Annotated in this window: 15 protein-coding genes; 7 read left to right on the forward strand and 8 right to left on the reverse strand. The window is 62.0% G+C overall.

Features of this window, described 5'->3' with window-relative positions; genetic code table 11:
* Window positions 1–10: 10 nt before the first annotated feature.
* Together HBO09_RS08590 and HBO09_RS08595 are read right to left on the reverse strand one after the other, a co-directional pair.
* Entirely contained in the window at window positions 11–988 is a 978-nt protein-coding gene (locus HBO09_RS08590) for an ABC transporter permease (protein WP_169993037.1), read from the reverse strand.
* Window positions 985–2,472, reverse strand: a complete 1,488-nt coding sequence (locus HBO09_RS08595) for a sugar ABC transporter ATP-binding protein (RefSeq protein ID WP_169993035.1) — start codon at window positions 2,470–2,472, stop codon at window positions 985–987. The genes HBO09_RS08590 and HBO09_RS08595 overlap by 4 nt, the downstream gene beginning before the upstream one ends.
* 282 nt (window positions 2,473–2,754) lie before the next feature.
* Here HBO09_RS08595 and rpiB point away from each other — a divergent pair, with 282 nt between their 5' ends.
* The 3 genes from rpiB (at window position 2,755) to HBO09_RS08610 (ending at window position 6,200) form a co-directional block, all read left to right on the forward strand.
* Window positions 2,755–3,216, forward strand: coding sequence for a ribose 5-phosphate isomerase B (gene rpiB, locus HBO09_RS08600; protein WP_169993033.1), 462 nt, complete (start codon window positions 2,755–2,757; stop codon window positions 3,214–3,216).
* A 63-nt stretch (window positions 3,217–3,279) separates the two neighbouring features.
* A complete protein-coding gene (locus HBO09_RS08605) occupies window positions 3,280–4,260 on the forward strand; it encodes a sugar-binding transcriptional regulator (protein ID WP_029293725.1) in 981 nt (326 codons plus the stop codon).
* Window positions 4,261–4,637: 377 nt separating this feature from the next.
* A complete protein-coding gene (locus HBO09_RS08610; protein ID WP_169993031.1) occupies window positions 4,638–6,200 on the forward strand; it encodes a TerC family protein in 1,563 nt (520 codons plus the stop codon).
* On the opposite strand, the gene HBO09_RS08615 is transcribed toward HBO09_RS08610, so the two are convergent.
* On the reverse strand, window positions 6,197–6,559 hold the full coding sequence (locus HBO09_RS08615) for a thioredoxin family protein (protein ID WP_169993029.1): 363 nt from the start codon (window positions 6,557–6,559) through the stop codon (window positions 6,197–6,199). The two genes, HBO09_RS08610 and HBO09_RS08615, sit on opposite strands and share 4 nt — an antisense overlap.
* Window positions 6,560–6,907: 348 nt before the next feature.
* Between HBO09_RS08615 and HBO09_RS08620 the strand changes: the two genes are divergently transcribed.
* The 4 genes from HBO09_RS08620 (at window position 6,908) to HBO09_RS08635 (ending at window position 10,511) form a co-directional block, all read left to right on the forward strand.
* Window positions 6,908–7,297 (forward strand): RidA family protein, encoded by a 390-nt coding sequence (locus HBO09_RS08620; protein ID WP_169993026.1) that lies wholly within the window; start codon window positions 6,908–6,910, stop codon window positions 7,295–7,297.
* 167 nt (window positions 7,298–7,464) lie between these two features.
* The gene (locus HBO09_RS08625; RefSeq protein WP_169993024.1) at window positions 7,465–8,229 is read left to right on the forward strand and encodes an IclR family transcriptional regulator; all 765 of its coding nucleotides are present in this window, start codon (window positions 7,465–7,467) and stop codon (window positions 8,227–8,229) included.
* Between the two features lie 17 nt (window positions 8,230–8,246).
* Complete coding sequence (locus tag HBO09_RS08630; protein ID WP_169993022.1) at window positions 8,247–9,455, forward strand: amino acid deaminase; 1,209 nt, start codon at window positions 8,247–8,249, stop codon at window positions 9,453–9,455.
* A 138-nt stretch (window positions 9,456–9,593) separates the two neighbouring features.
* Window positions 9,594–10,511: a sugar kinase gene (locus HBO09_RS08635; protein ID WP_169993020.1), complete on the forward strand. Its 918-nt coding sequence runs from the start codon at window positions 9,594–9,596 to the stop codon at window positions 10,509–10,511.
* 168 nt (window positions 10,512–10,679) lie between these two features.
* Here the strand turns inward: HBO09_RS08635 and HBO09_RS08640 are convergent, their stop codons facing one another.
* The 5 genes from HBO09_RS08640 to HBO09_RS08660 form a co-directional block, all read right to left on the reverse strand.
* Window positions 10,680–10,955, reverse strand: a complete 276-nt coding sequence (locus HBO09_RS08640) for a peptidylprolyl isomerase (RefSeq protein ID WP_029293742.1) — start codon at window positions 10,953–10,955, stop codon at window positions 10,680–10,682.
* Between the two features lie 41 nt (window positions 10,956–10,996).
* A complete protein-coding gene (locus tag HBO09_RS08645; RefSeq protein ID WP_170060908.1) occupies window positions 10,997–13,546 on the reverse strand; it encodes a PAS domain-containing sensor histidine kinase in 2,550 nt (849 codons plus the stop codon).
* A gap of 143 nt (window positions 13,547–13,689) precedes the next feature.
* Window positions 13,690–15,642: an acetoacetate--CoA ligase gene (locus HBO09_RS08650; protein ID WP_169993016.1), complete on the reverse strand. Its 1,953-nt coding sequence runs from the start codon at window positions 15,640–15,642 to the stop codon at window positions 13,690–13,692.
* Window positions 15,643–15,811: 169 nt separating this feature from the next.
* A complete protein-coding gene (locus HBO09_RS08655; protein WP_057959252.1) occupies window positions 15,812–16,585 on the reverse strand; it encodes a 3-hydroxybutyrate dehydrogenase in 774 nt (257 codons plus the stop codon).
* A gap of 7 nt (window positions 16,586–16,592) precedes the next feature.
* Window positions 16,593–17,984, reverse strand: coding sequence for a GntP family permease (locus tag HBO09_RS08660; protein WP_029293751.1), 1,392 nt, complete (start codon window positions 17,982–17,984; stop codon window positions 16,593–16,595).
* Window positions 17,985–18,025 lie beyond the last annotated feature (41 nt).

The raw sequence follows: 18,025 nt of genomic DNA on the forward strand, positions 1-18,025 counted from the left end.
GGAAAAGCGACTAGCGTTTTTTCTTGCGCCACACGTCAATCAACACCGCGAGCACGATGATCAGGCCCTTGGCGACCTGCTGGTAATAGGAGGACACGCCGAGCAGGTTCAGGCCGTTGTTGATTACCCCGATCAGCAGGGCGCCGAACAGCGTGCCGACAATGGTGCCGACGCCGCCGGACAGGCTGGTGCCGCTGATTACCACGGCGGCAATCGCATCCAGCTCATAAGACATGCCGGCCTGGGGCAGGGCGGAGGTAGTGCGCGCAGACAGCACCACGCCTGCCAGGCCAGCGAGCAGCCCTGAGACCACGTACACCGAGAACGTCACCTTGCGCACGCCGATCCCCGAGGTACGCGCGCTTTTTTCATTGCCGCCCACCGCGTACACGTAGCGTCCGTAGGTGGTGTAGCGCAGCACCATCCAGAAAATCAGTGCGACCACCGCAAAGATGATGATCGGGATACCAATCGGCCCAAGCTTGCCGATCCCCAAGGCCAGGTAAGCGTCCGGCAGGTCGGTGACCGGGCTGCCGTCGTTGAGGATGAAGGTCATGCCCCGGGCAATGCTGAGCATGCCCAAGGTAGCGACAAAGGGTGGGATCGACAGGTTGGCCACCATGAAACCGTTGACCATCCCCAGCATCGCCCCGGCAAACATCCCGGCGCTGACGGCAGCGAGCAGGCCGTAGCCCTGGGTCGCCACCAGGGCGCTGCAGAGGCCGGCGAAGGCGAGGATCGAACCGACCGAGAGGTCGATGCCCTTGGTCAGGATCACATAGGTCATGCCCACTGCAAGGATGCCGTTGATCGAGGTCTGGCGCAGGATGTCCATCCAGTTGCGCCAGGTCATGAAGTATTCGCTGGAAAACGCCATGACCACGCACAGCAGGATAAACACCAGCGGCAGGCCAAAGCGGTCGAGGGACAGCCGCAGGCGGCTGCGCACGGGGGTGGTGAGCGGGGCGGTAATGGTTTTGGCATTCATGAGGCAAGACTCAACAAGGCTTCCTGGGAAAGGTCGGTGTCGCTGCTGATAGTCACCAGCCGGCCACCCTTGAAGACGGCGATACGGTCACTCAGGTGCAGCAGCTCCGGGGCCTCCGACGACACCACGATGGCCGCGCCACCGGCGCGCACGAACTGGTCCAGCAAGTGATAGATCTCCTGCTTGGCGCCTTCATCGATGCCCCGTGTCGGCTCATCGCACAGTAGGCACACCGGTTGGGTCGACAGGCATTTGGCAAGCACCACCTTCTGTTGATTGCCGCCGCTCATGGACGCCACTGGCAGGTCCAGGGAGGTGGTCTTGATCTGCAGGCGCTTGACCATGTCCTCGGCCAATTGGTTTTCCTTGCGCGCATTGATCAGCGACCAGCTCGACAGCTGCTTGTACGCCGATAACGCGATGTTCGAGAGGATGCTGGAACTGAGCACCAGACCGCTTTCCTTGCGGTCTTCGGTGACCAGGGACATGCCGGCGCGGATGGTCGCCTTGGGCAGGCCGATGGGCATGGGTTTGCCTTGCAGGGTGACGCTGCCGGCATCCGGGGTGGTCAGACCGTAAATGCAATTGAGGAACTCGCTGCGCCCCGAGCCCATCAGGCCATAGATGCCGAGGATTTCGCCCTGGCGCAATTGCAGGCTGATGTCCTGGAACTCGCCGCTGCGGCTCAGGCCCTGGACGTCCAGGCAGCACTCGGCGGCGCTTTCGCGGCCAACCTTGTGGTCGATACGCGTCAATTCCTGGCCGACAATGCCGCGCACCAGATGGGCACGGTCGATGTCGGCCATGCGCCCGCTTTCGACGAAGGCGCCATCGCGGAAGATGCTGTAGTCGTCGGCAATCTGCGAAAGCTCGCTGAGGCGATGGGACACATACACGATACCGGCGCCTCGGGCGGTGAGGCGGCGGATGGCCTTGAACAGGGTTTCGGCTTCGCGCTCGCCGATGGCGGAGGTGGGCTCGTCCATGATCATCACCTGGCAGTCATGGCTGAACGCTTTGGCGATTTCCACCAACTGGATCTGCGCCACGCTCAAGCGATGCATGGGCGCGCTGGCCTCGACGTCGAACTCCAGGCTTTCCAGCAGTTCGCGGGTGCGTCGGTTCAGCGCCTTGCTGTCGACGATGCAGCCGGCGCGCCGTGGTTCGCGGCCCAGCCAGATGTTCTCGGCGACGGTCATGTAGGGGATCGGTTCCAGTTCCTGGGTGATCATCGCGACCCCCGCTGCCAGCGCTTCGCTGGGGCGCTGGAAATGCACGGGGGCGCCATTGAGCAGGATGCTGCCGGCGTCACGCTGGGTGATGCCCATCAAGATACTGAGGAACGTGGATTTGCCGGCGCCGTTGCCGCCGCACAGGGCATGCACACTGCCGGCCCGCAGCGAGAGGCGGCCGTCACGCAGGGCAGGGATGCCGGCATAGGCCTTGGCGACGTGTTCAGCCTGGAGCAGTAATGGCGTAGCCATTGGCGTGTCCTCGTGCTGTGAATTCTTATTAGGTACACAGTCGTGTTGCTGCGTGAGCATATGTGTATCAAATGAAATTCTGATCAGTCAATCTCTTTCATTGAAAACTTGTAGTCGCCTGCGATTTCTTGATTCGTGGCGTTTTAGAGGGCTTTGACTGGCAGGTCAGTTAAATCGTGCTTGACAGTTGTCAGTGAATATCCGAGAAATGGCTGATCGGAATTTCACTGAGTGATCATATGATCAGTCTTAAGTCTCACCACGGCAGCGGAGCCTAATGCCATGAACACACCTTTCCCGGTGGCTATCGGATGTGACGAAGCGGGTTTTGAGCTCAAGGAGTTGTTGAAGCGCCATATCGAGGCGCTGGGGTATCCGGTGACCGACTTTGGCACCCACTCCACGGCCCCGGTGCTCTACCCGGATATTGCGCTGACGGTAGCCACGGCCATCAACGCCGGGCAGCAGCGCCTGGGCGTGCTGGTGTGTGGCACGGGCATCGGCATGGCCATCTCGGCCAATAAAGTGCTGGGGATTCGCGCGGCCCAGGCCCATGACACCTATTCGGCGGAACGGGCGCGCAAGAGCAACGATGCGCAGATCCTGTCCATCGGTGCACGGGTGGTGGGAGCGGAGCTGGCCAAGAGCATCGTCACCGCGTTTCTGGCCTCGGAGTTCGAGGTGGCGCGATCCGGGGCCAAGGTCGAGCGCATCAATGCCATTGAGCGTGATGGGCATCAGTAGTGGACGTAGCGGGGCAAGAGTCGGGAGAATGCGCCTTTGACGCCGAAACGGAAGCCCGTCCCCATGAGTGACAGCACCCTGCGCACCGCCAGCGATATCGATCTGATGACCGAAGTGGCGATGCTCTATTACCTTGAGAACGTCACTCAGGAAGCCATCGCCAAGCGGTTTGACCTGTCCCGGGCCAAAGTCAGCCGGCTGCTCAAGCGTGCGCGCGATGAAGGGATTGTCGAAGTGCGGGTGTTGCAGCATCCGGCAATGAACAACGAACTGGAGCAGGCGCTGGTGGAGCGCTTCCAGTTGGACCGTGCATTAATCGCGGTCGACCACAGCGACGCCGACACCCAGCGCTCCGCCGTAGCCAGCCTGGTGGCCAACTACCTGAACAAGACCCTGGGCGACGGCATGATTGTCGCCGTGGGCATGGGCCGCAATGTGGGGGCGGTAGCCGATAACGTGTTTTTGCCGGTGACGCGCAACTGCACGTTTGTCTGCGCCATTGGCGGTTCGCTCAAGGCTGGCGAATACATGAACCCTGACCATATCTGCCGACGCCTGGCCCTGCGCTTTGGTGGTGAGAGCGAAAGTCTGTACGCCCCAGCGCTGGTGGCCAACCCGGAACTGCGCAGCGTGCTGATCAGCAACGACACCGTACGCTCCACCCTCGACCGCGCACGGCGGGCCGATATGGCGCTGATCGGCATTGGTGACATGAGCGAGAACAGCAACATGGTGCGCATGGGCTGGTTTTCACCCCAGGAAATCGCCCAGGCGCGTTTGTCCGGCACCGTGGGCGACATGATGGGCTACGACTTTATCGACATCCATGGCCAGCCGGCGGTCAACGCCATTCAAGGGCGGGTGATCGGCTTGACGGTACAGGAGTTGTTCCGCATTCCCGATGTGGTGGCAATCGCCAGTGAAAACACCAAGGCGGCGGCGACGTTGGGGGCGTTGCGCTCGGGGGTGATCAATACCCTGGCGACCACGGTGACCAATGCCCACACCATCCTGGCGCTGGACGACGCGACCCGCAAAACCTGACCCGCTCGCTCATGGAGCTGGCTTGTGTGGGAGCTGGCTTGCCTGCGATAGCATCACCGCAGCGTGACGGATACATCGAGGGGCGTGCATCGCAAGCCGGCTCCTTCAGGGGTTTGCGGGGTGCTTTTACAGATCTTGTAATAGTTTTAAATTGTGGGGAATTTGTATTTCGACTGTAGGATTAAAGTCCTTTTCTCACTGCAGGACTTGCATGAACACCCTCTCGGAGCCCCCCAGTCGTCTTTCCCCAAGACCTCTATTGCCGCCGTTCCCGCTGAAGCATCCCCTATTCAGACTGCTAACCTTTTCCCGGCCATCGGACCGCGTTTTGTTGTGCCCGGCATTCTGAACATCAATAAAGAGACAGAGACTTCTATATGGAATGGTTAGCGGATCCAACGGCCTGGCTCGGCCTGTTGACCTTGATTGTGTTGGAACTGGTATTGGGTATCGACAACCTGGTGTTTATCGCGATCCTGGCGGACAAGCTGCCACCGGAGCAGCGTGACCGTGCGCGGTTGATTGGTCTGTCCCTGGCGCTGATCATGCGCCTGGGCTTGTTGGCGAGTATTTCCTGGTTGGTGACCTTGACCCAGCCGTTGTTCGAGGTGTTCGACAAGAGCTTCTCCGGACGTGACCTGATCATGCTGTTTGGTGGTGTGTTCCTGTTGTTCAAGGCCACCATGGAATTGCATGAGCGGCTCGAAGGGCATGTCACCGAACGCACCGGCAATGCGGCCTACGCGATGTTCTGGCCGATCGTGGCGCAGATCGTGGTGCTGGACGCGGTGTTCTCCCTCGACGCGGTGATTACTGCGGTCGGCATGGTGGATGAACTGGCGGTGATGATGATCGCGGTGATCGTGTCCATCGGCGTAATGATCGTGGCCAGTAAGCCGCTGACCCGCTTCGTCAACGCGCACCCGACGGTGATCATGCTGTGCCTGGGCTTCTTGATGATGATTGGTTTCGCCCTGACTGCCGAAGGCCTGGGCTTCCATATCCCCAAAGGCTACCTGTACGCGGCCATCGGTTTCTCGATCCTGATCGAGGTGTTCAACCAGATCGCCCGGGCGCGCCGCAAGAAGTCGGCGCAAGGCCTGCGGCCGATCCGTGAACGTACGGCTCATGCGGTCATGCGCCTGCTGGGTGGTCGCAGCCTGGCGGTGGAAGAAGTGGGTGAAGACGTTACCGACCTGCTCGATGGCGGCGATAACCCTCAAGGCCCGCTGTTCGACCGTCGCGAACGGATCATGATCAGCGGCGTGTTGCAGTTGGCCGAGCGGCCGATCCGCACCTTGATGACCCCGCGCGCGAATGTGGACTACATCGATCTGGCTGACGATCCGGAGACGATTCGCCTGAAGCTGATGCACTCGTCCTACTCGCGCTTGCCGCTGATTCGCAACGGTGCGGTGGATGAGCCTTTGGGCTTCGTGCATAAGAAGGAACTGCTCAAGGAGTACCTGGCCGGCACTGAGCCGAACCTGGAACACCTGGCGCGACGGGCGATCAACCTGCTCGACAGCTTCTCGATCCTCAACGCCCTGGAACAGATGCGCCAGGAGTCGACGCACATTGCTTTCGTGATCAACGAGTTCGGCGACTTCATGGGGGTGTTGAGCATGACCGACATTCTTGAGTCCATCGCCGGTGAGTTGCCGGATGCCAGTGAAGTGGAAGGCCCGGATATCGTCGAAGAGCAGGGCGGTTACCGCGCCAATGGCGCGTTGAACCTGAACCTGATCCGCCAGCGCACCGGTTTCCAGGCGATGGCCACCGAGGATTACCAGACCCTTGCCGGCCTGGTCATGAGCCTGTTGGATCGCCTGCCGGTGGTAGGCGACAGCCTGGAGTACGCAGGCTGGCGCCTGACCGTAGCGGCGGTGGAAGAGCGGCGGGTGACGCAGGTGTTGCTGACCCCTGTCGCCGTGGGTTAACGGGGCCTAGCCCTTTTGGTCGGCACACCACGGGTGTGCCGCTCGAAGGTTTTCTTCAGGGTCTGCTCCTGGGTTTCCCAGGGGCCGAACCCTTTGAGTGTTTCGACCAGCCTGCCGTTTTTCAGTATCAGCAGCGTCGGCGTGCCGGTGACGTCGGGATGCCGAGGCGTCTGGGTGGTATCGAGCACATAAAGGGCTGCCTGGCGGCGATAGCGGCTGGCCACTTTACTGAACAGTGGCTTGGCCGCACCGCATGCCGAGCACTGGGGCGATACAAAGAGCATGAACACCGTGCGCTGTGTCTGCAGCGCCCGTCTATACGCATCCGCGTCATCGATTACTGTGTTGATCAGTCCCATGACAATCTCCTTCAGGTCCGTGGCCAAACCCTAAGCCGGTTGGGCCAGGCGGTCTACTGTCAGAATTCACAGGTAGCGCACCCCGATGTGAAAGATCGCAACGGATTGGGGCCTACGGTAGCAGTGCGCGAGTCGTCGCGGGCGGGGCGTTGGTGGCTTGGCGATTTCTTATGTGCATGATTTAAAACGACTTTAACGCTTGAATATTTTTCTGGAGCTGGCTGTGGCACACTTTCTGCTGTTTATTCCGTTGTTACACACCATGGTCCGTTATAGCGGAATAAGCGGCTTCCGCCACGCCTGGCGCAATTCCTGAAAAATATCCGTTTTTAATCAAGGAGCAATTTTATGAGCGTTACTCGTTACGGCGTCGGCAGCACCGCCGGCGGTGGCCAACCCCGCCCATTCGCCCGTGCAGTGGAGGCGGATGGCTGGCTGTACGTGTCGGGGCAGGTGCCGGCGGTGGACGGTGAGATCATCAATGGTGGGATTGTCGAGCAGACCCACCAGACCATGAAGAACGTGGTGGCGATCCTTGAAGAGGCAGGTTTCGAGCTTAAAGACGTGGTCCGGGTGGGTGTATGGCTGGAAGACCCACGGGATTTCTGGAGTTTCAACAAAGTCTTCGGTGAATACTTCACTCCTGAACACGCTCCGGCACGGGCCTGCGTGCAGGCGAATATGATGGTTGATTGCAAGGTCGAGATCGATTGCGTGGCCTACAAGAAAAAAGGCTGAATGCCTGATCTCCCGACCGCATGCGATTCAAAATGTGGGAGAGGGCTTGCTCGCGAAAACGGTGGGTCAGTCAATTATTTAGTGACTGATACTGCGCTTTCGCGAGCAAGCCCGCTCCCACAGGGGATTGTGCGCAAGTCCTATGATTTCCCGGACCGAAGACCACCATGACCGAAGACACCATCAAACGCCGTGCAAAAGGCCTGGACCGGGCGTTCGATATCCTCGATTTTCTCAAGGAAGTCGGCCAGCCCCTGCGCCCCAACGATATTGCCAGTGGCATCGGCAGCCCCAAATCCACAGTTTATGAACTGGTTGCATCCCTCCTGGAGCGGCGCATTCTCGAAACCGTGGGCCAGGACGGCCACGTCTACCTGGGGCGCCAGCTGTACTTCCTCGGCCAGGCGCACTTGCGCCATTTCGACCTGACTCGCGAGGCCGATCACGTGTTGCAGGCGATCGTCAGCCAAACCCGCGAGACCGCGCAGATGTGCCTGCTCAACGGGCGCAAGTACACGGTGGCGCTGATGCGCGAGGGCGAGCGGCATTTCCGGATTTCTTCGGATATCGGTGAGAACGCACCGATCCCCTGGACCGCCTCCGGACGCTTGCTGCTGGGGCATTTGAGCGACCAGCAGATCATCGACCTGATCGACCACGACGATTTCATCCTGCCGGATGGCCAGCGCCTGCCCCTGGACACCTTCCTCAGGCAGATCCGCCAGGCCACCCTCGATGGCTTTTTTTCCTTCGACAGTGTTGCCGACACCTTTACCCACTGCTTTGCCGCCCCGGTGCGCGATGCCCAGGGCATCGCCATTGCGACCCTGTGCATCGTCGCCCCGCGGGCCGACGCCCAGAACAATTACAACGACTACCGCCGGGTGCTGATCGACAGCGCCAACCACCTGGCCCGTCGTATCAATGAATAGCCAAACGGAGTAATCCCATGCCGGTCTTCAATGCCGTTGAAAAAGGCGCTGCCGCCAGCGGTGCCCACCTGGTACGCGACGTCAGCCTGCCCGCCCTGGTGCTGCACCGCGCAGCACTGGAACACAACATTCGCTGGATGCAGGACTTTGTCAGCAGCAGCGGTGCGCAACTGGCGCCCCATGGCAAGACCAGCATGATGCCGGCGCTGTTCCAGCGTCAGTTGGCGCAAGGCGCCTGGGGCATCACCCTGGCCACCGCCGTGCAGACCCGCGCCGCCTATGCCGGTGGTGTGCGCCGGGTGTTGATGGCCAACCAGTTGGTGGGCGCGCCGAACATGGCGTTGATTGCCGAGCTGCTGGCCGATCCTGATTTTGATTTCCATTGCATGGTCGACCACCCGGACAACGTGGCTGACCTGGGCGCGTTCTTCGCCGCCCGTGGCCTGCGCCTGAACGTGATGATCGAATACGGCGTGGTCGGCGGCCGTTGCGGTTGCCGCAGCGAGCAGGAGGTGTTGGACCTGGCGCGGGCGATCAAGGCCCAGCCGGCCCTGGCGCTCACCGGTATCGAAGGCTACGAAGGGGTGATCCACGGCGAGCATGCCATCAGCGGCATCCGCGCGTTTGCCGCGTCCCTGGTGCGCCTGGCGGTGGATATGCAGAACAGCGGTGCTTTCGACCTTGGCAAGCCGATCATCACCGCATCGGGTTCGGCCTGGTATGACCTGATCGCCGAATCCTTTGCCGCGCAGAACGCCGAGGGGCGCTTCCTCAGTGTTCTGCGGCCCGGCAGCTATGTGGCCCACGACCACGGCATCTACAAGGACGCGCAATGCTGCGTGCTGGAGCGGCGCAGTGACCTCAGCGAAGGCCTGCGTCCGGCCCTGGAAGTCTGGGCCCACGTGCAGTCATTGCCGGAGCCTGGGTTTGCGGTCATCGCCCTGGGCAAGCGTGACGTGGCCTACGACGCCGGCTTGCCGGTGCCGCTCAAGCGCTACAAGGCCGGCGTGCTGCCGGCGGTGGGCGATGACGTGAGGGGTTGCAAGGTCACGGCGGTGATGGACCAGCATGCGTTCATGAGCGTGGCGGCGGGGGTTGAGTTGCGCATTGGCGACATCATCTCGTTTGGCACCTCGCACCCGTGCCTGACCTTTGATAAGTGGCAGGTGGGGTGTCTGGTGGATGAGCAGTTGCAGGTGGTCGAGTCGCTGCATACCTGCTTCTAGGCTGCGGCCACGGTAGGAGCGAGCTTGCTCGCGAAAATCGTCAACGATAACGCTGGTCGTCTGACACCCCGTGGCGATCTTGCGTTTTTCGCGAGCAAGCTCGCTCCTACAGTGGAGGTGTATTTGGAGAGCTGTGAAATGAAGCCAATCCCGCGCATCGCCCTGATCGGCGAATGCATGATCGAACTGCAACACCGCGCCGACGGCAGCCTGCACCAGAGCTTCGGCGGGGATACCCTGAACACCGCCGTCTACTTGCGCCGTGAACTTGGCGCGAACAGCAGGGTGGACTACGTTACCGCCCTGGGCGATGACAGCTTCAGCGATGCCATGTGCGCGCAATGGGCCGAGGAAGGCCTTGGCCTGGAACGGGTCCAGCGCTTGCCGGGCCGCCTGCCGGGGTTGTACTGCATCCAGACCGACGCCAATGGCGAGCGCAAATTCCTCTACTGGCGCAACGAAGCAGCGGTGCGCGATTGCTTTACCACGCCAGGGGCCGAGCCGGTCCTGGCCGCCTTGCCGACCTACGATGTGCTGTATTTCAGCGGGATCACCCTGGCTGTATTGGGCGCGGTGGGGCGTGCACGTCTGCTGGACGTGTTGGCGCAAGCCCGCCAGCGTGGCGCCCGGGTGGTGTTCGACAACAACTACCGCCCGCGTCTGTGGGCCAGTGTCGAAGCCGCCCGCGAGGCCTATCAGCAGGTGCTGGAACAGGTGGATATGGCCTTGCTCACCGAGGATGACGAGCGCGCCTTGTTTGGCTATGCCGACAGCGAGCAGGTATTCGCGGCCTATCCGCAGATCGGCGAAGTGGTGCTCAAGCGCGGGGCGCACGACTGTCTGATTCGCCAGGGCGGCGAGCGTTTTGCAGTGCCGGCGGTAGTGGTCGAAAAGGTGGTGGACACCACGGCGGCGGGGGATTCGTTCAGTGCGGCGTATCTGGCCAGCAGGCTCAGGGGTGGTTCGCCGCAAGAGGCGGCCATGGCTGGGCACCGGCTGGCGAGCCGGGTTATTCAGGTTGCGGGCGCGCTGATTCCCCTGAGCGTGTCGTGCTGATGGGGCTTGTTGTGGCGAGGGGGCTCGTCCCCCGTTGGGCTGCGAAGCAGCCCTGAAACCGGTCACCTCGGTGTGTCTGAAAGGCCGAGGTGAGACTGACTGGGGCTGCTGCGCAGCCCAACGGGGGACGAGCCCCCTCGCCACAATGGTTGCTTGCCACTGAGTTCGTCAGTCGCGGTAGAACACCTGCACCAGGTGATAACCAAACTTGCTCTTGATCGGCCCGTGCACCACCCGCAGCGGTTTTTTGAAAATCACCGCATCGATCACTCCAACCATCTGCCCCGGCCGCACTTCACCGAGGTCGCCGCCGCGCTTGCCGGACGGGCAGGTGGAGAATTTCTTGGCCAGCACATCAAAGGCTTCGCCCTTGGCAATACGCTGCTTGAGCTGTTCGGCTTCCTCGCTGGTCTTGACCAGGATATGGCGGGCTTGGGCTTTCATCGGGCAGTTACCTTGCAACGGTCGGGCTTGAAGGCGCGGGATTATGCATCAACTTGGCCTTTGACGCCGATCATGCTGCGGATTTTTGTGGCCAGTAGATCGATGGAAAAAGGCTTGGCCACCATGTCCATACCGTCCTCCAGAAAACCTTGGCGTTCGGTGGCCGTTTCCGCATAACCGGTCATGAACAGCACTTTGAGCTCGGGGCGATACTGGCGGGCGATTTCCGCCAGTTGCCGACCGTTCATGCCCGGCAGGCCGACATCGGTGATCAGCAAGTCCACCCGCAGGTCAGATTCGAGTAACGGCAGCGCCGTGCGTGCGTCAGCAGCCAGGTGCGCGGTGTAGCCCAATTCATCGAGCAGATTGACCACCAGCATGCGCACCGCCGCATCGTCCTCGACCACCACCACGGCTTCGCCATCGCGCGCCACTGGAGCTTCCATCGGGCTCTGGGGCTGGGGTTTTTCCAGTGCGGTGCCGCGCAGGCGCGGCAGGTACAGGCGCACACAGGTGCCTCGGCCCGGCTCGCTATGGATCGTGACGTGGCCGCCGGATTGCTGGGCAAAACCATAAATCATCGACAACCCAAGGCCGGTGCCCTGGCCGATGGGTTTGGTGGTGAAGAACGGATCGAAGGCCTTGGCCAGGATCTTCGGGGTCATGCCGGCGCCGTTGTCGCATACGCCAAGCATCACGTAGTCGCCGGCCTTGACCGGTTCCAGGGTGGTGATGTCGGTGCCGTCGAGGTAGCTGTTGGCCGTCTCGATGCTCAGTTGCCCGCCATCGGGCATGGCATCGCGGGCGTTGATCACCAGGTTGAGCAGGGCGTTTTCCAGTTGGCTGGCGTCGGTGTTCACCGGCCAGATATCGTTGCCCAGCTGCACCTTGAGGTCGATATGGGCGCCTTTGGTACGCCGGAACAGGTCTTCCAGGGACGTGACCAACTGGTTCGGGTCCAGTGGCCGGCGGTCCAGGGACTGGCGTCGGGAGAAGGCCAGCAGGCGATGGGTCAGGGCGGCGGCACGATGGGCCGAGGACACGGCGGCATCGGTGAAGCGCCCAATCTCATCGCTGCGCCCGGCCGCGATGTAGCGCTGCATCAGGTCCAGGCTGCCGATGATGCCGGTAAGCATGTTGTTGAAGTCATGGGCGATACCGCCCGTGAGCTGGCCGACCGCTTCCATTTTTTGTGCATGACGCAGCGCATCTTCGGCGCGCTCGCGCTCGAACATCTCGTTTTGCAGGCGCTGGTTGGCCTCGGCCAGGGCCTGGGTGCGTTGGGCCACGCGCTCTTCGAGGTTGTCGTTGAGGTGGCGCAGGGCTTCTTCAGTGAGTTTGCGTTCGGTCTCATCGATCACAAAGATGTAGAAACCATTGACCGAGCCATCGGCACTGAAGCGCGGCAGGTACTTCATCAGCGCATGCCGGGGCCGGCCATCGCGATGGGGAGTGACGGTGATGAAACTGCAGGCCTTGCCCTTGAGCGCGGCGGCGATCTTATCGGCGCGTCCGGCATACACCTGGGCACCGATCACTTCGCGGATGGTCTTGCCATACAGCTCTTGCGGGGTCAGGCCATACCAATCGAGGTAGGCACTGTTGTTCAGGCGAAAGCGCTCTTCGTGGTCCACATAGCCGATCAGCACCGGCATGGCGTTGATGATCAGTTGCAGCTCGGTCTGGCTCTGGCGCAGGGCTTGCTCGGTGTGCTTGCGCTCGGTCAGGTCCAGGGCCGCGCCGAGGAATCGCGTCGGTCGGCCATGGTGATCCTTGTAGCAGCGACCACGGGCAAACACCCAGCGCACCTGGCCGTCGGCCTGGAGCAGGCGATACTCCTCGGCGTATTCGCTGCCATGGGTAATGCAATGCTTGATGCTGCGGGCCACCATGCCACGGTCTTCCGGGTGCACGCCTTGCAGGTAATCGCTGATGGGCAGTTGGTGGGCGTTTACCGGATCAACCCCGTGCAACAGGGCAAAATGGCTGTCGGCGATAAAGCGGTCTTCGCTGATATCCCAGTCCCAGGTGCCCACCGCGTCGGTAGCGGCCAAGGCCAGTTGCAAGCGTTGCTCGGTGTCGTGCTGGGCCTTGAGGCTGGCTTCGGAGCGTTGCTGCAGCTCCTGGGCCAGTTGCCGGCGTTCGTTGGTTTCAATGGCGGTCACCAGGATTCCGGCAACTCGGCCACGCTCGTCGCGGATCGGGCTGTAGGTCAGGTCCAGCCAGATTTCCGTATCGCGGTGGTTGCGCGGCAGGACAAAACGCTGCTCGCTGAAGGTGCGCACCTGGCCGGTCAATACGGCGCTGTAGATCGGCGCGGTGAAGTGTTGCAGCTCCGGCCAGACCGCGTGTGTCGGCTGGCCGAAGGCCTGGGGGTGCTTATTGCCAGTCAGCAGGGCGAAGCCATCGTTATAGATTTGCGTGAGTTCGTCACCCCACAGCAACAGCATCGGCATCGGTGAGTGGATGACGATATCGATTGCCGTGCGCAGGCTTTGCGGCCAGTGGCTGGCATCACCGAGGGGGCTTGTGGCCCAGTCCAGCCGCGCGATGAGCGCCGCGGCCTCGCTGCCGGTGGATGATCCGTTCATGTAAGTGTCCTGCGTGTAACGCTTGAAGAATGCCTTGAACCGAATATTCCGTGGTGCGGAAACGGCTGACTACCCCTCGAAAAATAGCATGCTTGAGGGGTTTATCTTCAAATGAGTGCAATGACGCTGAAACCTTTCATCTTTTACGCCAGCTCCGGGCGGTTGCGAAACTGCTCCAGGGCTTCGGGGTTGGCCAGGGCATCGGTGTTTTTCACTGGTTCCCCGTGCACGACGTTTCTTACCGCAAGCTCGACGATCTTGCCGCTGATGGTGCGCGGAATATCACTGACGCTGAGGATTTTTGCCGGCACGTGGCGCGGCGTGGTGTTGGCGCGGATCACTTCGCGGATCTGCTGTTCAAGGGCGGCGTCCAGCTGTTCGCCGTCATTGAGGCGCACAAACAGCACCACGCGCACATCGTCCTGCCAGCGTTGGCCGATGGCCAGGCTTTCCAGGACCTGCGGGACCTTTTCCACCTGGCGATAGATCTCCGCCGTGCCGATGCGTACGCCGCCCGGGTTGAGCACCGCGTCCGAGCGCCCATGGATCAGCAGGCTGCCATTGGCGCGTTGCTCGGCATAGTCGCCCTGGGCCCAGACGCCGGGGAACTGGCTGAAATACGAGGCGTGCAGCTTGTCCCCTTGTGGGTCATTCCATAGGCCAATGGGCATGGCCGGAAAGTGCCGGGTGCACACCAATTCGCCTTTTTCGCCAATCAGTGGTTGGCCCTGGTCGTCCCACACTTCGATCGCCATCGCCAAGCTTTTGCATTGCATTTCGCCGCGCCGTACCGGCAACACCGGGTTGCCGATCACGAAGCAGGAGACGATATCGGTGCCCCCCGACATCGACGACAGGCACAGCTGCTGCTTGATCTGGCGGTACACGTAGTCGTAGCTCTGGGGCGAGAGCGGCGAGCCGGTGGAGATCAAGCCCTTGAGGCTGCCCAGGTCATGGCTGAGGCGTGGTTGCAGGCCGGCCTTTTCCAGGGTGGCGAGGAATTTCGGGCTGGTGCCGAACACGCTGATGCGCTCCTGATCGATCAGGTCAATCAGGCGCTCTGGCCCGGGATGAAACGGCGAGCCGTCATACAGCACCGCCGTGGCGCCGATGGCCAATACGGAGACCAGCCAGTTCCACATCATCCAGCCGCAGGTGGTGTAGTAGAACAGGCAGTCGTCGCGCGACAGGTCGGCGTGCAGGCCGTGTTCCTTGAGGTGAGTCAGCAGCACGCCGCCGGTACCGTGGATGATGCACTTGGGCACGCCGGTGGTGCCGCTGGAGTAGAGGATGTACAGCGGATGGTCGAAGGGGACGGCGACAAACTGCGGTTCGCCGCCCGGGCGGTAGAAGTCATCCCACAGGGCTGCGTTGGCCTGGGTCTGGTAGTCGTCGATACGCGCTTCGGGCCGCGCGTAGGGCACGATGATCAACTGTTGCAGGGACGGCAGGCGCTCGAGGATTTCATTGAGCTTGGCGCTCTGGTCGATCAGCTTGCCAGCGTAGCGATAACCGGCGCAGGTGATCAGCACCTTGGGTTCGATCTGGCCGAAGCGGTCGATCACCCCTTGGGTGCCGAAATCCGGCGAAGAGCAGGACCAGATCGCCCCCAGGCTGGTGGTGGCGAGCATGCCCACCAGGGTTTGCCAGGTATTGGGCATGCACGCCGCCACCCGATCGCCCAGGCCCACGCCGGCCGCTTGCAGGCTGCGCTGCAGGCCGGCGACGTGGCGGGCCAGCTCGGCATAGGTCAATTGTTCACGCTGGCCGTCTTCGCCGATGGCGACCACGGCGGGGTGCTCATCGCGGCGGCGCAGCAGGTGCTCGGCAAAGTTCAGAGTGGCGCCCGGAAACCACTGGGCGCTGGGCATCTGCGCGCCTTCCACCAGTACGGTGCTGGGCGGCGTACGGAACTGCACCTCGAAGAACTCGACAATGGCCGCCCAGAAGGCCGGGCGCTGGTCGATGCTCCATTGGTGCAGGGTGGGGTAGTCGTTGATCTGCAAGGCGTGGCGATCATTGATAAAACGCCGGAACTGGTCCATTCGGGTGTTGTGGATGCGTTCCGGGCTGGGTTGCCAGAGGATGTCGGACATAGGCTCGTCTCTTGTTCTTGTCGCAGATGTTTGACACTGCAAAGATCCCAAGGTGGGAGCGGGCTTGCTCGCGAAAGCGGTGGTTCAGCAATGAATAGGTTGACTGACACCCTGCTTTCGCGAGCAAGCCCGCTCCCACATTTGGTTCTGCGTTGTTCGCAGGGTGGGGTTATTGGGCCAGCCAACCTCCATCGATATTCCACGCTGCGCCACGCACCTGGCTGCCGGCTTCGCTGCACAGGAACAGGACCAGCTCGCCCAGTTGTGGTGGGGTGACAAACTCTAGCGACGGCTGCTTCTCGGCCAGCAGATCATGCTGGGCCTGTTGCGGGTCAACGCCTGCGGCGATGCGATCATCGATTTGCTTTTGCACCAGCGGCGTCAACACCCAGCCGGGGCAAATGGCGTTGCAGGTCACGTTGCTGGTGGCGGTTTCCAGGCCGACCACTTTGGTCAGGCCGATCACCCCATGCTTGGCCGCCACATAGGCCGCCTTGCCCACCGAGCCGACCTGGCCGTGCACCGAGGCGATATTGACGATCCGCCCCCAACCCTTGGCCTTCATGCCCGGCAAGCTCAGGCGCGTGCTGTGGAACACCGACGATAGGTTGATGGCGATGATCGAATCCCAGCGCTCCACCGGGAAGTCCTCCACCGCCGCCACATGTTGGATGCCCGCGTTGTTGACCAGGATGTCGATGCCGCCGAACTCGCGCTCGGCGTAGGCGACCATCTCGGCGATCTGCGCCGGGTCGCTGACATCGGCCGGGTGATGGCCGACTTTGCCGCCAAACGCCTGCACTTGGGCGATCACCGCGCTGGCATCGCCGAAACCGTTGAGGATCAGATTGGCGCCGGCCTTGGCCAGGCTCAGGGCGATGCCCAGGCCGATGCCGCTGGTGGAGCCGGTGACCAGGGCGGTCTTGCCGTTCAATGTCGTCATGAAAACCTCACACAATGCCGGTGGCGTAGAAAGTACCGATCACCACGAACACCGCGAGGGTCTTGATGATCGTGATGCCGAAAATATCTTTGTAGGCTTCGCGGTGGGTCAGCCCGGTGACCGCCAGCAGCGTGATGACCGCGCCGTTGTGCGGCAGGGTATCCATGCCGCCGCTGGCCATGGCCGCGACCCGGTGCAGCACTTCCAGGGGGATATTGGCTGCATGGGCTGCCGAAATAAAGCTCTCGGACATCGCCGCCAGGGCGATGCTCATGCCGCCGGAAGCAGAGCCGGTGATGCCGGCCAGCAGGGTTACGGTAATCGCTTCGTTGACCAGCGGGTTGGGGATGCCCTTGAGCCAGTCGGCCAATACCAGGAACCCCGGCAGCGAGGCGATGACCGCACCGAAGCCGTATTCCGACGCGGTGTTCATCGCCGCCAACAGGGCGCCGCTGACCGCGCTCTTACTGCCTTCGGCCAGCTTGCTCTTGATCGCCGAAAAGCCGAACACCAGGACCATGATGATCCCCACCAGCAACGCGGCCTGCACCGCCCAGATGGCGGTGAGCTTGGCGATTTCCGTGGTGACCGGCGCGCTCATGCCCGGCAGCGCGAGGCTGTGGGTCTTGCCGTACCACTGTGGGATCCAGTGGGTGAACAGCAGGTTCATCACCCCCACCAGAATCAGCGGCGACAGGGCGATCCACGGGTTGGGCAGGCTCAGGTCTTCGGCGGTTTCCGGCTCGTTGCGCAAGTCGGTGCCATAGCCTTCACCGGCCCGCTGGGCCTTGTTGCGCTGGCGTGCCAGGTACAGCATACCGGCGCAGAACACAAAGATCGTGCCGATCAAACCCAGCCAGGGCGCGGCCCAGGCGGTGGTGTTGAAGAAGGTGCTGGGGATAATGTTCTGGATCTGCGGCGTGCCGGGCAGGGCGTCCATGGTGAACGAGAACGCACCCAGGGCGATGGTTGCCGGGATCAGGCGCTTGGGGATATTGCTCTGGCGGAACATCTCGGCAGCGAACGGGTACACCGCAAACACCACCACAAACAACGACACGCCGCCGTAGGTCAACAGGGCGCAGACCAGCACGATCACCAGCATCGCCTGGCGGGTGCCGAGCAAGCGGATGGCAGCCGCGACGATTGAGCGCGAAAAGCCCGACAGCTCGATCAGCTTGCCGAACACCGCGCCGAGCAGGAACACCGGGAAATACAGTTTGATAAAGCCGACCATTTTTTCCATGAACACCCCGGTAAAGGCAGGGGCGACCGCGGAAGGGTCGGTGAGCAGTACGGCGCCAAGGGCGGCGATGGGGGCAAACAGGATGACGCTGTAGCCGCGGTAGGCAGCCAGCATCAGCAGCGCGAGCGCCGCCAGGGCAATGATCACACTCATGGTGTGTCTCCATCGGATTGTTATTGTTGTGGGGTAGAGCT

Origin of the sequence: Pseudomonas sp. WS 5027 (assembly GCF_012985695.1) — a bacterium.
Taxonomy (GTDB): domain Bacteria; phylum Pseudomonadota; class Gammaproteobacteria; order Pseudomonadales; family Pseudomonadaceae; genus Aquipseudomonas; species Aquipseudomonas hygromyciniae.

Coding starts and splice junctions, on each gene's coding strand:
- HBO09_RS08590 (WP_169993037.1), bottom strand. CDS start 988: ATGAATGCCAAAACCATTACCGCCCCGCTCACCACCCCCGTGCGCAGC.
- HBO09_RS08595 (WP_169993035.1), bottom strand. CDS start 2,472: ATGGCTACGCCATTACTGCTCCAGGCTGAACACGTCGCCAAGGCCTAT.
- rpiB (WP_169993033.1), top strand. CDS start 2,755: ATGAACACACCTTTCCCGGTGGCTATCGGATGTGACGAAGCGGGTTTT.
- HBO09_RS08605 (WP_029293725.1), top strand. CDS start 3,280: ATGAGTGACAGCACCCTGCGCACCGCCAGCGATATCGATCTGATGACC.
- HBO09_RS08610 (WP_169993031.1), top strand. CDS start 4,638: ATGGAATGGTTAGCGGATCCAACGGCCTGGCTCGGCCTGTTGACCTTG.
- HBO09_RS08615 (WP_169993029.1), bottom strand. CDS start 6,559: ATGGGACTGATCAACACAGTAATCGATGACGCGGATGCGTATAGACGG.
- HBO09_RS08620 (WP_169993026.1), top strand. CDS start 6,908: ATGAGCGTTACTCGTTACGGCGTCGGCAGCACCGCCGGCGGTGGCCAA.
- HBO09_RS08625 (WP_169993024.1), top strand. CDS start 7,465: ATGACCGAAGACACCATCAAACGCCGTGCAAAAGGCCTGGACCGGGCG.
- HBO09_RS08630 (WP_169993022.1), top strand. CDS start 8,247: ATGCCGGTCTTCAATGCCGTTGAAAAAGGCGCTGCCGCCAGCGGTGCC.
- HBO09_RS08635 (WP_169993020.1), top strand. CDS start 9,594: ATGAAGCCAATCCCGCGCATCGCCCTGATCGGCGAATGCATGATCGAA.
- HBO09_RS08640 (WP_029293742.1), bottom strand. CDS start 10,955: ATGAAAGCCCAAGCCCGCCATATCCTGGTCAAGACCAGCGAGGAAGCC.
- HBO09_RS08645 (WP_170060908.1), bottom strand. CDS start 13,546: ATGAACGGATCATCCACCGGCAGCGAGGCCGCGGCGCTCATCGCGCGG.
- HBO09_RS08650 (WP_169993016.1), bottom strand. CDS start 15,642: ATGTCCGACATCCTCTGGCAACCCAGCCCGGAACGCATCCACAACACC.
- HBO09_RS08655 (WP_057959252.1), bottom strand. CDS start 16,585: ATGACGACATTGAACGGCAAGACCGCCCTGGTCACCGGCTCCACCAGC.
- HBO09_RS08660 (WP_029293751.1), bottom strand. CDS start 17,984: ATGAGTGTGATCATTGCCCTGGCGGCGCTCGCGCTGCTGATGCTGGCT.